This window comes from Eisenbergiella sp. OF01-20 (genome assembly GCF_003478085.1).
In the GTDB taxonomy this organism is placed as follows: domain Bacteria; phylum Bacillota; class Clostridia; order Lachnospirales; family Lachnospiraceae; genus Eisenbergiella.
The window spans coordinates 173960-188554 of sequence record NZ_QUES01000003.1; the positions used below are offsets into that span (position 1 = coordinate 173960).

The 14595-nt window shown below is 50.3% G+C and carries 10 protein-coding genes; 9 read left to right on the forward strand and 1 reads right to left on the reverse strand.

Annotated features, from left to right (window positions below):
* Positions 1–4: 4 nt before the first annotated feature.
* The gene (locus tag DXA36_RS06205) at positions 5–1597 is read right to left on the reverse strand and encodes a response regulator (RefSeq protein WP_118677396.1); all 1593 of its coding nucleotides are present in this window, start codon (positions 1595–1597) and stop codon (positions 5–7) included.
* A gap of 238 nt (positions 1598–1835) precedes the next feature.
* On the opposite strand from DXA36_RS06205, the gene DXA36_RS06210 reads away from it, so the two are divergent.
* From DXA36_RS06210 to DXA36_RS06250, 9 genes are all read left to right on the forward strand, one after another.
* Positions 1836–2780 (forward strand): ABC transporter permease, encoded by a 945-nt coding sequence (locus DXA36_RS06210; protein ID WP_118677398.1) that lies wholly within the window; start codon positions 1836–1838, stop codon positions 2778–2780.
* 73 nt (positions 2781–2853) lie between these two features.
* Entirely contained in the window at positions 2854–3753 is a 900-nt protein-coding gene (locus DXA36_RS06215) for a carbohydrate ABC transporter permease (protein ID WP_118677400.1), read from the forward strand.
* A 36-nt stretch (positions 3754–3789) separates the two neighbouring features.
* A complete protein-coding gene (locus tag DXA36_RS06220) occupies positions 3790–5409 on the forward strand; it encodes an ABC transporter substrate-binding protein (RefSeq protein WP_182478958.1) in 1620 nt (539 codons plus the stop codon).
* A 231-nt stretch (positions 5410–5640) separates the two neighbouring features.
* The gene (locus tag DXA36_RS06225; RefSeq protein WP_118677404.1) at positions 5641–7254 is read left to right on the forward strand and encodes a response regulator transcription factor; all 1614 of its coding nucleotides are present in this window, start codon (positions 5641–5643) and stop codon (positions 7252–7254) included.
* On the forward strand, positions 7247–9058 hold the full coding sequence (locus DXA36_RS06230; protein WP_118677406.1) for a sensor histidine kinase: 1812 nt from the start codon (positions 7247–7249) through the stop codon (positions 9056–9058). Before DXA36_RS06225 ends, DXA36_RS06230 begins: the two co-directional genes overlap by 8 nt.
* Before the next feature lie 170 nt (positions 9059–9228).
* Entirely contained in the window at positions 9229–10656 is a 1428-nt protein-coding gene (locus DXA36_RS06235; RefSeq protein WP_118677408.1) for an ABC transporter substrate-binding protein, read from the forward strand.
* A 52-nt stretch (positions 10657–10708) separates the two neighbouring features.
* Positions 10709–11611, forward strand: coding sequence for a carbohydrate ABC transporter permease (locus DXA36_RS06240; RefSeq protein ID WP_118677410.1), 903 nt, complete (start codon positions 10709–10711; stop codon positions 11609–11611).
* Positions 11608–12441, forward strand: a complete 834-nt coding sequence (locus DXA36_RS06245; RefSeq protein ID WP_118677412.1) for a carbohydrate ABC transporter permease — start codon at positions 11608–11610, stop codon at positions 12439–12441. Before DXA36_RS06240 ends, DXA36_RS06245 begins: the two co-directional genes overlap by 4 nt.
* Before the next feature lie 72 nt (positions 12442–12513).
* Positions 12514–14565: a glycoside hydrolase family 127 protein gene (locus DXA36_RS06250; protein WP_118677414.1), complete on the forward strand. Its 2052-nt coding sequence runs from the start codon at positions 12514–12516 to the stop codon at positions 14563–14565.
* Positions 14566–14595: the final 30 nt, after the last annotated feature.

Here is a 14595-nt window from a genome sequence, read left to right on the forward strand (position 1 = left end):
CGGATCAGAAAGAGCGATAGTCCGCAGGGGTCATTCCGGTGGTTTTCTTGAAAATACGGATAAAATAATTACAGTCGCGGTACCCCACCAGCTCCGCAATCTCTTTGATTTTTTTATTGGTATTTTTCAGGTATTCCTTCGCTTTTTCTATCCTGCGGTCTATGATATATTGATTGATCGTGTGGTCAAAAGCTTTCTTGAAAAGGACGCAGAGATAGGATTCGCTCACGGAGAACTGTTCCGCGATTTCCTGGAGGGAAAGATCCTCCTTTTCATAATTTTCATCGATGTACAGCCGCAGCTGACAGGCGAGGGGATATTGGGTATACCGGTCGTCCGTGGTATGGAAAAAAACATGGAGCCGGTTGAGCAGTTCCTGCTCAATATCCGACAGAAAGGACATTTTCCATATGCGGTCATCCAGTGTTTCCGGGGTTTCCTCCGGGGCGAAGGCCGTACTTGCGTATAACCGGGCGGATTCATAGAGACAGCGGTAGGCACGGATAAAAAAGTTTTTCACGCTGCTGACCAGGGTGCCGTCAAAACGCCTCAGCCGCTCCACCAGACTGACCACATAGGAACAGGCGGCCGTTTCATCATGCTGCTGAAGCGCTTTTTCAAAGGGCCGCAGGCTATCCTCCGAAAACTGGTAAACGAGATGGTTGTGTTTCTCTTCGTAAAATAAAACGGCGTTCTCTTTGTGGAAAAATCCCCGCTGCAGGCAGATGGATGCGGTCTGGTAGGAATCATAAATCTGTTCGAAGCCGTCCACCGGATGGCCGGTAGCCAAAAGAAAACGACAGGTGCTTTTTAAAATGTCACACAGCATATAGCAGATGTTTCCTATCTGGGAGGAGGGCACCGCTTCCCCTTTGCGATCCGTCAGATTCATGTGCACGACAATAACCTGATCGCTTTTCTGCCCTATAATCACATGGGAAAAATCGGATAGGGCAAGCCTGCTGTCAAGCAAATCGCAGATCGCGTCCTGAATGGCACCGCCGGTATCTGCTGTCCCGTCCGTATCATTGAGCAGCAGGATCAGGAAGGTAATCCAGGATCCTTCCCTGCGCAGATCCGGATAAGCGATCCGGATATATTCGTCCAGCTCCGTCCCGGATGCGGACGGGTGGAGCAGGGCCACTGCGATTTTAGTCCGGATTGCAGGAAGGCTTAAATGAAGCTTATGGGTCAGCTCATTGGCAGAATTCTCCCGTGCCGCCTGGGAACGGTATTTCTCTGCCGCAATACGCAGGGTGGAATGCAGTTCATCCGGCTGGAAGGGTTTTTCAATATAATTCACCGCAGACAGGCGGATAGCAGATTTCAGATATTCCTTGTCCGCATAGCCGCTCATAAAAATAATACTGCAGTCCGGGAATTTTTCCCTTATCTGAAAAGACATGGCAACGCCGTCCATGCGGGGCATTTTCACATCAGTTAATACGATCTCCGGTGCAGACAACAACGCTTTTTCCAGCCCGTCTTCCCCGTCCTCTGCGGTTATCACCTCATCGATCCCCAGTTCCTTCCAGGGGGTGAGGGAATAGATTCCTTCTCTTGTAAAACGTTCATCATCCACAAGAAGCAGCCTCATGACAATACCTCCTCCTACGCCAGGTTAGCGTTCCGCCCGCCCTGCGCGCGGAACGCTAACCCGGCTAGTCCAAATCTGTTGTAAAGCATAGCATATATAAAAATAGGGTGCAATGGCTCAAAATGTGGCAGTTAAAGATTGTGCTATTTATAAAAAAATAGTCTGATTTTATTTGTCCCGCACAGATGCTAGGATAAATGTGTCGAACGAATCGTAAAAAAAGCAAGGAGGATTATGTATGACGGCTTCCGGAAAAGGCAGGGGGAACGCTTTTTTTCATGAGCTAAAGAAAAGCAGGACTCTTTTGCTCATGCTTCTGCCAGCAGCAGTTACTATTTTCATATTTGCCTATCTTCCCATGGGCGGTATGATCCTGGCGTTTAAGAATTTCAATTACAGGGATGGTATATGGGGCAGTCCGTGGACGGAGGGGATTTTTGACAATTTTCAATTTTTCTTTTTGTCGGGAAAAGCCTTCAGCGTCACGGCCAATACCTTTTTGTACAACCTGTCCTTCATTGCCGTAAACACAGGGCTGGCAGTATTGTTTGCCATCATCCTGAGTGAGGCCGGCAACAAGTATTTTAAGAAGATAACCCAGTCGGCCATCTTCCTGCCTTACTTTGTATCCTGGGTTATTGTGGGGACCATTGCCTATAACCTTCTGAATTATGAAAATGGTGTGGTGAATGGTGTTCTGGGGATGCTCGGCCTGGAGCCGGTTAATATTTACGCCAACGGGCCAGCCTGGAGAATCCTGATCGTGGTGTTTAATGCCTGGAAAAGCGTGGGCTACAGTATGGTGGTATATCTGGCGGCCGTAACCGGCGTGGATATGCAGCTGCATGAATCGGCCAAAATTGACGGCGCAAATATTTTCCAGAGGGTGCGTCATGTGACCTTTCCGGCTATCCTGCCTACCGTTGTCACCATGGTTCTGCTGGATGTGAGCAAAATTTTCAGGGGGAATCTGGATTTGTTTTATCAGCTGGTGGGAAAGAACGGGGCACTGTATGATTCTACAGATGTAATCGATACCTTTGTATTCCGTTCCCTGCTGGAAACCTCCGATATAGGGATGGCGGCGTCTGCCGGATTTTACCAGTCGATTTTGTGTTTTGCAACGATTATGCTTGTAAATGGTATTGTGAAACGGGTGCAAAGCGATTATGCGTTATTCTGACGGCTGCCGGAATCCTTTTGGCAGAGGGCGGAAGACAACGTGATTTGACAGTACACAGAAAAGAGGAATGGATATGCGGAGAATAAATCAAAAAAGCGGGCATGGGGATACTCTGTGCTTCAAGGCGGTGGGGTATCCGCTGCTGTGCCTGTTTGGGCTTGTATGCATTATTCCGTTTTTTCTTATAATCGCTTCCTCGTTCACCAGCGAAAGCTACATTATAAAAAACGGTTATGTTTTATGGCCGCAGGAATTTTCCACATCGGCTTATGAACTGATTTTCAAGAATCCTGCCAAAATCCTGCGGGCATACGGGGTGACGGCGTTTGTAACAATTGTCGGGACGGCTTTGAGCGTTTTTGTAAACGCCATGACGGGGTATGTGCTTCAGAGAAAGGATTTTAAATGGAGGAACCTGTTTTCCTTTTACTTTTTCTTCACAACCCTCTTTTCCGGCGGGCTTGTCCCCTGGTACATCCTGTGTGTGAAAACCCTTCATTTGAAAAATACCATATGGGCGCTGATTATCCCCACGATTGTTTCGGTGTGGAACATCATCCTGGTGAAAGGGTTTATGGGAGGGATACCCGGTGAAATTACGGAATCCGCAAAGATTGACGGGGCAGGAGATTTCCGTATTTTTGTAAAACTGATTCTGCCCCTGTCCAAACCGGTGGTTGCCACAATCGGATTGTTTACGGCACTGGCCTACTGGAATGACTGGTATATGTGTATGCTTTTTATAGATAAAAAGGAGCTGTTCGATCTGCAGTATCTGCTGTACCAGCTGATGGGCAGTATCAAGGCCCTCCGGGAGATAGCCAGCCAGTCGGCCATTTCCGTAAGCTCCATGCCTATTGAATCCACGAAAATGGCACTTACGATTGTGGCTACCGGCCCAATCATACTGGTGTATCCGTTCGTCCAGAAATACTTTGTAAAAGGGTTAACCTTAGGATCTGTCAAAGGATAAGGCAGATTCGTGTGATACATGAAAGGAGTAATGAGAATGAAAAAGAAAGTGTTGGGGGTACTGTTAGGTATCATGATGTTTAGTACCTGTATTTTTACAGCATGCGGTAAGGATACCGCAGCCGGGACGCCGGAAGGCAGCCGGCCGGCATCGGAAAGCGCCGGTGCGGCAGGGGAAAACACACAGGCCGGCGGGGAAACCGCACAGGAATATGGCGGAAACGATATCTCGGAGCACAAAGAGCTGGTTATGTATGTTATCGGCGACGAACCCGTCATTGCCGATGAGGTGGAAGCGGCTTTAAACGAAAAGCTGGAAGAAAAACTCAACTGTACGCTGGATATCAGCTATATAGCACTCAGTGATTACTCACAGAAATATTCCCTGCTCCTTGCAAGCGGCGAAAATATTGACATTATTTACACATCAACCTGGGCCTTTTACTATGAAGAAGCCACGAAGGGCGCCTTTATGGAAATAACCGATGATCTGCTGGGCAAATATATGCCTCAGACAACGCAGGGCCAGGACAGCATGGCATTTGAGCAGGCAAAAATTAACGGCAAATGCTATATGATACCCAAAAACAGCCCTTATGTGAATAATGCAATGCCTGTGCTGATCCGGGGCGATCTTCGTGAAAAATACGGAATGGATAAAATCGACAGCGTCGAAAAGCTGGAAGAATATTTTACCGCAGTGGCAGAAAAGGAAGAAGGCATATATCCTTACGCGGCAGCAGGGGACGCGGTGGAAATGTCCATGAACCTGTTCCAGAGCAGGAACAATCTGGTTCCCATGAGCGTGGGAAGCGGTAAATATTTCGGCTATTTCTATAAAGGGGAAAATCCCACCGCAGATGATGTGGTATGGCAGTACGGCACCGATGAGTATCTGGAATACTGCAAGCTGGTTAAGAGCTGGGCGGATAAGGGCTTCTGGTCCAAAAATGCGGTTTCCAATACCACCTCTCCTCTGGATGCCTTCCAAAACGGGACAAGCGCCGCTCTTTTCTGGAATCTGGATACCTGTGAATCTGCAAAAAATGTTGTGGATTCCGAGCATCCGGAATGGAAAGCCGAGCTGGTCAATGTAACGCCGGGGGTAGTCCATGTAAAGGGAGTTTATACAGGGGATGGATTTGCAATTCCGGCCGTTTCCGAAAACACGGAGCGTGCGCTTATGGTGCTGGATGTGCTGAAGTTTGATAAGGAATGCTATGACATCTGCAGATACGGCATCGAAGGCTCCACCTACAATGCCACCAGCGACACCACCTATACGCTGGGTGCGGATCAGGCCAACTATGCCGTGGGGAATGCGCCTGTTTCCTGGGGACTTAAAAACGATGCGCTGGAACGTATCCTGGGAGAAGCGGGAACAACCCAGAGCGCAATCCGCCAGGAATTAATGGGGGATGCCATTTCCGAGGTGACAAGCGGCTTCATTTTTGATGATTCCTCCGTAAAAAGCGAACTGGCTGCAATGAACGAAGCCTGCTCCCAGTATGTGCCTCTGCTGGAGCTGGGACTTGTGGAAGATGTGGAAGGGACACTTGCGGAGCTGAACAGTAAATGTGAGACTGCCGGCCTTGAGAAAATAAGGGAAGAATTTATAGCCCAGTTTACGGCTTATCTGGAAGGTCTGGAAAAATAAAATCCGGGTAAAGCCTGTTACAAAGAAAGCGTCAGAAGGAGAAAAACACCTTTTGATGCTTTCTTTTTTTATAGCTGACGCAGTTCCTCAAAACGGGGTAACGGTTCAGACAAGTCTGAACCGTTACCAAAGCGGGATCCGGTATGGCCGCCCGGAAAGGGAAGCGTATGGAAATCCCGGAATAACTGTGCTACACTGAAAAAAATGTGAACAAGGCGGGGAGGGCAGTCCATGTGGAGGATAGTAGTAGTCGATGATGAAGTACGCCAGTGTAAGGGACTTAAAAATATTCTGCATAGGGAATTCCGGGAGGAGGCCATGGTATGGGCATTTACGGCGGCTGCGGAGGCGCTGGAGTTCCTTCACAGGGAAGGGGCGGATATTATCATAACCGATATCTGCATGCCTGAGATGGACGGGCTTCGGTTCATGGAAGAGGCGGAAAAGGAAAAAACGGGGATTAAGGTAATCCTGCTGACCGGGTATGCAGAATTTGAATATGCAAGGAAAGCGCTGACTCTGGGAGCGCTGGACTATCTGCTCAAGCCGCTGAATCCGGATCGTATGCGTGCGGTTCTGGAAAAAGCATTCCGGGCAATCCGTGAGGAACGGCTTCTTGCCAGCCAGAAGGATGAAATGCGCAAACAGCTGGACATAACCCTGCCCGCCTATATGGAGCAGCAGCTCAACCAGTGGGTTTATGGCAGATTATCCCCTGCGGACAAAAAGGAAATGGAAAAAATCATTCCCTGCGGCAAACCGGGAAATGTCATTATAACCCGGCTGCAGGGGCTTCAGGAATGGGGCAGCACGGTGGGGAAAGAAGAACTGGAAGAGGCGAAATACCAGTTGAAGTGGTGGATGAAGGAACTGCTGCAGATCACCTGCCATTCCCTGTCTTTTTTCAGCCATGTGCTCCCGGACACCATGGTCACAGTGGTCACGGAAAAGAGAGAGGGAGCGGATGCGGCGGCCCTGCTGGAGCGGGCAGCGCTTCCGGAATCCTTTCCTTCTTTTTCCGGCGGGGACCGGAAGCTATGGATCGTTCTGGGGGAACCGGCGGCCGATCTTTTCCTGCAGATAGAGGAATGTTACAAAAGTGCGGTGATGGTGATGGATTACCGATTCTATTTTCCCGAAGCCGACAGGCTGTCTGCCGGTTTTATCCTGCCCCGCCGGACTGGGGAGTTCGGTATAGGGCTGGCGGAGGAGGAAGCGCTGAAGGATGCGGTTAAAAATATGGACCTAACGCTGGCATGCCGCCTGGCGGACCGGATTATGGAACGGTGCCTGGACAGCGGATATCCGGAGCCTGCCCGGTTTAGAAGCGGCCTGCAGAGCCTGCTTAGGCATATCTCCCTGTATTTCCATCTGGAAGAGGCATTCGAACGGTTCTGGCAGCAGGAAGGCGGAGACAAAAGCATAGAGACTTTCCGGAACAAGCTTTACGGTGCGCTGAAGCTGCTGGTCACCGGGACGGAGGAAAAAAAGCAGGATAAAAACAACGGCTTTGCGGAGCGTTTCCGGGCGTATATTGAACAGCACTATGAAAAAGATATCCCTCTGGAGGAGATTTCGGCGGTATTCCAGCTGACCCCTACCTATTTCAGCAACCTGGTAAAAGAAACCACGGGGGACAGCTTTTCCAGGAACCTGATTGAGGTACGCATGAAAAAGGCCAGGGCCATGCTTCAGGAGACAGACTGCAGGATATATGAAATTGCCCGGAAAACGGGCTATGAGGACGTCAAGTATTTCAACCGGGTATTTAAGAGGGAGAACGGCATCACGCCCATGCAGTTCCGGGATGAACTTATGAAATTAAGGAGAGAAACGGATGAATAAGCTGAGAACCTGTTTCAACAGCCTGAATCTGCAGAATAAGCTGAGACTGTGCTTTATTTTTCTGATTCTGATCCCTTCCCTGATTATCGGCATCGCTTATTATTGGGTGTCCTATCACAGCATCATAGATATCGCCAAGAAAAACATTCTGGATGTGGTGGTGAAAAACACCCAGCTGATTGACAGGCAGATGGGATACATTCAGGAAAGCGCGGTAAATCTCAACGTGGATGCCGATATGTACCGGCTGTTGAGTGATGTGGATACGGTGCCGGATTCGGAGCTGCTTGTCAAGGATAAGAAAATCCAGGCCATCCTGCAGAAATATTTTGTGGATGAGGATATCGTCACCACCACAATCATGACGGAGAAATTTATTTTCGGCGATAATTCCCAGCTGAAGGTGCCGGTTGCCAACTTTTTCTCCTCCACGCTGTGGGAAAGCCTGCGGGAACGCAGAGGGGAAGCGCAGTGGGTGCCCACCTATGTGGTGCAGGATACCTTCGGTCTGGATTATGCCGTGGAAAACCCCACGGTCTATTCCATGATACAGCCCCTGAACCCTACGTTTATTGATCCGGAAAAGCCGTCGGAAACCAGGGCGCTTTCGGAGGATTTCAACGCGGTGCTGGTCATCAGCTTCCGGGATAACCTGATCCGGGAAATGTTTGAAGCCAGCAATTCCGTTGACGATTCCCAGTTCTGCATTTCCTCCCCGAAAGGGGAAATTGTTTCCCATTCCGATGCCGCCAAAGCGGGCACCACACAGGAGCTTCCCTGGCTTTGGCATATCACGGATAAGACCGGCAGCATGCTTCTGCAGTACCAGGGGGAGAAGGTACTGGTCTGTTATGAGGTATCCCAGGTGACCGGCTGGGTATTCGCCTCCATAACGCCGGTAAAGGCCCTGGTACATAATGTGGTCAGCCTCCAGACGCTCACGGTTTTTCTGTGTATTCTTATTTTCCTTCTCGCTATGCTCGTTTCCAAAATCTTTGCCCGCAAAATAACGCTTCCCGTCGAAAAGCTGGTAGGAGCCATGAAGCAGGTGGGAAAAGGGGATTTCAGTGTGAGGCTGGCAACCAGCGGGATGGATGAGCTTCAATATCTGACGGAAAAATATAATGATATGAGTGAACAGATCCGGATTCTCATAGAAGAAAATTATGAGAGTGAGATCCGCAACAGAGAGTCGGAAATCATGGCGCTGAATCTGCAGATGAATCCGCATTTTCTGTATAACACGCTGAATATTATCAATATGATGGCTCTGGAGGAAGGGAAAGAGGAAATCAGCAGGATGCTCCTCTGTCTTTCCGACATGCTGCAGTATACCTTCCGGAACAAGCAGGAGCTGGCGGCCTTTCGTGAGGAATATCTGTGGCTGCAGAATTACCTGCACATTATGGAAATGCGTTTCGAAGGAAAATTCCAGGTGGTTTATGAGGTGGACGGAGAACTGGGACAGTACAGCGTACCAAAGCTCCTGCTCCAGCCGCTGGTGGAAAACGCGGTGGTCCATGGCTTCCGGGATATGAAAAACGGGGGGCTTCTGTGGATACGCGGCACCATTGAAACTGATGCGATCCTTTTGGAAGTGGAGGATAACGGCCGGGGGATGAGCGGGGAAGAGATAGAAAAAGCCATGCAGGGGGATTACCACCGTATCGGCCTGGAAAATACGCGGCGGCGTATCCAGCTTTTATATGGGGAAAAGGGGTGTATGCAGATTGAGACCCGGCCGGGGGAAGGGACCTGTATCCGGATTCGTATTCCGCTGCCGGATCCGGAAGGGGACAGATAAAAAGAAAGGCACCGTCCGCCCCTGATCCTAAAATTGTCCACCAGCTTAAAATGTTAGAATATCCCGGCTTCCCGATGAAAGCTATAATAAGACCATAACAGGGATGGAAAGCGGCCGCATAAAATCCCGGGTTACTTATCAGTAAGCTTTAGAAAACCGGGAGGTATGAAATGAAGAAAAAAATAATAGCTTGTCTGTTGGCATCGGTGCTGCTATTTGGCATACAAGGCTGCGGGGGAAAGGAACCCACGGCAGGAGAGGCGGATAGAAAATTGCAGGAAGCTTCGGGAGGAGAAGCGCAGGAGGCCCAGTCCCCGGAATCCGCGGACAGCGGCGAGAAAATTGTCCTCCGCTATACCGGCTGGGGCGGTCCCCAGGAAAAGAAAACAACCCAGAACGTTATCGATCAGTTTGAAAAGACACATCCCAATGTGGAGGTGGAATACATCCATATTCCCACGGATTATAATACCAAGCTGACCACCATGATCGCCGCCAACCAGGGGCCGGATGTGGCGCTGCTGAACGGGGATACCGCGCTGCAGTGGGCATCCGAGGGGAAACTGAAAAATATGATGGATTTTGCAGCCGATGACCCGGATATTAATATAGAAGATATCCTCTCCCAGGTCGTTTACTGGTGGGATGACGGAAAAGCATGCGGTGTCAACGGTTCCCTGGAAATATTCGGCCTTTTTTATAACAAGGATGTGTTTGAGGAGGCAGGCATTACGGTACCTTCCACAGAAGAAGAGGCATGGACCTGGGAAGAGTTCCTGGATGTATGCCGGACGCTTACCATTGACAATCAGGGAAGAAATGCCAAGGATCCGGATTTTGATCCGAAAAATATCAAGCAGTTCGGGCTTTTCGCACCCAGCGGGGCCAATATGGTGAGCTATGCCATGGCTTACTGCGGACAGGATTTCCTGAATGAGGATGGAACCGCAGTGAATCTGCTGGACACAAAAGGGGCGGAGGCCATGCAGAACTTTGCCGACTTAATCACCAGATACCATGTGGCGCCTTCACCGGTCCAGTCCAAAAATCTGCCGGGAGGAGCTACCGCCCTGGCATCCAGGAAGGTGGCTATGGTATGGGACGGACAGTGGGCACTCCAGGAAATATCGGCAAATAAAGTGAATTTCGGTGTGGGAATCCCGCCCAAAATGTATGATAAGCCCATGACCATTGCCATGGGTGAGCCGGTGGTGGTCTTTGAAACAACCCAGCATCCCAAGGAAGCCTGGGAGCTGCAGAAGGCGTTCATGAATACGGAATATACCATGGAGCTGATCGAAACCGGCCTGTGGATGCCCGTTCTCAGGGAGTGGTATGAGGAGGAAGCGCTCATCGACCGTTGGGCAAGAAACAATCCGGCACATCCCGAAGGCTATGTGGATGCCATTATGAACAACGGATTTAAGAACGGGGAGCCTGCACTGACCTATTCCATAAAGAATTTCCCCAAAATTATGGATGTCCTGAATCCCAAGCTGGATAAGGTCTGGCTGGGTGAAATGACGGTGGAGGAAGCCATTGCTTCCGTTGAGGAACAGATGAACGCACAGGTGCAGGGGAAATACCCCAGACCTTAACCATAAAACAGCCGGGTTTTCCCGGCTGTTTTACAAGAAAGGAGTTTGCCGTATGACAAAGAGAAGGAGAAAGGAAGCGTTTTTCGGCATTCTGTTCGCCTTGCCGGTTATGCTCGGTTTTCTTATTTTTGTGCTTTCTCCCCTGGTGATAAGTCTGGTGCTGAGTGTGACGGATTACAATGTAATCGGGGCGGAAACGCATTTTGTGGGAATGGAGAATTTTAAACATCTGTTTGACGGGACGGATATTTATTTTTATAAATCGCTGGGGGTTACGGCCTATTATGTACTTTTGAGCGTACCGCTCCAGATTCTGTTCGCCTTCAGCATTGCGCTGGTGCTGAATGCCAATATCAAAGGGAGATCCCTGTTCCGTACTATTTTCTATCTGCCGACCATCGTGCCGGCCGTGGCGTCCTCCATTGTCTGGATGATGATGTTCGATCCGGATACGGGAATCCTGAATGCCATATTACATGTCCTTCACCTCCCCGTCAGCCGGTGGATTTATGATGAAAAAACAGTAATCCCCTCCCTGGCGCTGATGAGCCTGTGGACGGTGGGCGGGACCGTGGTAATATTCCTGGCGGGGCTGCAGAATGTCCCGAAGGAATTATATGAATCCGTGGAAGTGGACGGGGGAAACTGGTTCCATAAGCTGAAAAGTGTAACGCTTCCTATGGTCTCCCCCACTATTTTTTTCAATCTGATCATGAGCTTTATCGGGAGCTTCCAGGTATTCAGCCAGGCTTATATCATGACCAGCGGCGGGCCGAACAATTCCACGCTGTTTTATGTATATTATATGTACAAAGAGGCTTTCCAGTATGGGAACCTGGGAAATGCCTCCGCGCTGGGATGGATCCTGTTCCTCATCATCCTCATCATGACGATGCTGGTATTCAAATCTTCAGCGATGTGGGTGTTTTATGAAGGGGAGGTGAAGAATAAATGAAGCAGAAAAAGAGATGGGGAAAGGCGGTCCTTTACCTGTTCCTGACGGCGGGATCACTGATTTGCCTTTTTCCCTTTTACTGGATGCTGCGAAGCTCGTTTATGGATATGGCACAGATATTTGTCATGCCGCCTATTATGATACCGGATCCCGTGGTTTTTACCAATTATCAGGATGCCCTGGAGGTCATGCCCTATTTCCGGTATTTACTGAATACCCTTATTGTGGTAATTTCAAATGTAGCAGGATCCATACTCGCCGCCTCCCTTTGTGCTTTCAGCTTTTCCAGGCTGCGCTGGCCGGGCAGGGATAAGGTGTTCATGCTCGTACTGACCAGCCTTATGATGCCTTCCATCGTGACAATGATACCTACGTTTGTCATGTGGTCCAGGCTGGGTTTTACCAATTCCCTGGTTCCATTGGCTGTCCCTATCTGGTTCGGCGGAAGTGTTTATAATATTTTCCTGTTCCGCCAGTTTTTCCTGAGCATCCCCAGGGAGCTGGACGAGGCGGCCTATGTGGACGGGGCATCCTACTTCAGGGTCTACTGGAAAATCATCCTTCCGCTGTCCAAATCAGCCATGGTGGTGGTAGGCATTTTTTCTTTCCTTGGCAGCTGGAATGATTTTATGGGTCCTTTGATTTATCTGAATGAAGAGAAGAAATATACGCTGTCCCTGGGGTTACAGCTTTTCCAGGGAAGCTACGGTGCGCAGTGGCATCTTCTTATGGCGGCTTCCGTACTTGTGCTGACGCCTGCCGTCATCGTCTTCTTTTTCGGACAGAAGCATATTTTGGAAGGCATTGCAACAACAGGTATTAAGGGGTAAATGGTTACTGTAAAAACAAGGTAACGGTTCAGGCAAGTCCGGACGGTTGCCAAACAGCAGGAGGAGTGGGAAATGAGTAACATAGCAGTGGAACGGCCTGCCCACAGGCAGGTAAAGATGACGGAGGGCTTCTGGGCCGGACAGCTTTACAAAATCCATCAAGTAACGGTCTGGGATGTTTTGGAGAAGTTTGAAAAGGATCATGAAGAAGGCATCATGAAAAATTACGAGTGGGTCATCGAAGGAAAAGGCGGCCGCCATGTGGGGCCGCCCTGGTATGACGGGCTGATCTGTGAAGTGATCCGGGGTATCAGCGATATTATCGCTGTGAATTTCGATGAGAAGCTGGATAAGAAAATAGAAGCCTATGCGGAGATTATCGCGGCGGCCCAGGAAAAGGATCCGGACGGATACATCAATACCTATACCACTCTGATCTGCCCCGGCAAAAGATGGGGCGGTAACGGCGGAAGCCTGATATGGCAGCATGAAACCTATAATATCGGCTGTCTTACGGAGGCGGGGATCCATTATTACAGAGCCACCGGAAAGAAGCGCCTGTTAAGCTGCGCCGTAAAAGCGGTGAACGGTATGTGCAACGTGATGGTTCCGGATCCCGGCACTCCCGGCTATCCCGGCAAAAATATCGTGCCGGCCCATTCCCTGGCAGAGGAAGCGGTGATAAAACTGTATTGCCTTTTCCGGGAGGAACCGGGGCTTTCCGGTGACATGGAACAGGAATACGGGATCTGTGTGCAGCCAGAGCGGTATTACCGGCTGGTGAAATTCTGGATGGATCACAGAGGCGTGCATCATGACCGGTATTCCATGCCTCATTATATGGGAGAATATTCCCAGGATCACTGCCGGATTACGGAGCAGTCGGAGGTGGTGGGCCATGCCGTCCGGGCGGCATTGATGTATACCGGCCTTACGGCGCTGGGGATTGAGACGGAGGAAGCGGATAACAGTTACCTCCGGGCCGCTGTCAGGCTGTGGGATAATATGGAGCATACCAAGCTGCATATCAGCGGAGGTATCGGGGCCGTCCATAATGAGGAACGGTTCGGCTACCAGTATGATCTGCCCAATGATGCATACCTGGAAACCTGTGCGGGCGCGGCGCTTGCATTCTGGGCAGGGGAGATGCACCGGGCTTTCGGGGACGGAAAATATATGGATGTGCTGGAATGTGCGGTGATGAATAATGTGCTTCCGTGTCTGTCCGAGGACGGTACCCGCTATTTTTATGAAAATCCGCTTATCAGCGATGGAGAGACGGAACGCTGGTCCTGGCACGGATGCCCCTGCTGTCCGCCTATGTTCCTGAAAATCATGGGCTGCCTGCAGGATTATATTTATGGCTTTTCCAAAGGCAGAGTGTATGTAAACCTTCATATGGGCAGCCGTTACGAGGGTACCATGGAAGGCAGGGACGGCAGCCGCCTGGAACTTGCTGTGGAGCAGACAGCGTGCGGGCTGCCCTGGAAAGGTACGAACCGTATTGTCCTTCATCCGCAGGAGAAGGCATCATTTATTCTGGCAGTGCGCCGTCCCGCCTGGTCCGGGGAAATGACGGTATTGGTGAACGACGAATTGGCAGACTGGCCTTTGGAAAAAGGATATTTTCTGATAGAAAGAGAGTGGCAGGATGCCGATGTGGTACAGATCTCTATGGAGCTGCCGGCGGTCAAGGTAGAAGCGCATCCGTTCGTAACGGCGGATGCGGGAAGGGTAGCCCTTCAGAGAGGCCCGCTTCTGTACTGCCTGGAGGAAACGGATAATCCGCTGGGGACGGATGTTTTGCTGGGAGAAGGGGAGCTGAAGATAACGGACTCCGCCCTGTTCGGTGGCATCTCGATCATAGAAGGCGAAACCGCAGAAGGCGGGAAATTCCGGGCGCTCCCTTATTATTTGTGGAATAACCGGGGAAAAGGCAAAATGAACGTATGGATCCGGCAGCAAAAGGCCGGGGAAGTACGGGAGGAAAGAAAAGAAGAAGCGGCGGGCTTCGCCGCCCATGGAGCTGGAACCGGCGCAGGGGAAACGGATCTCACCGGCTGGGAGGGGAGGCTTTACAGGAGATATGATAGGAACATTACTTTTGTTCCGCCGAAAGCCTGAAGTGTCTCGAATTCGTAACCGGAGAGGGCG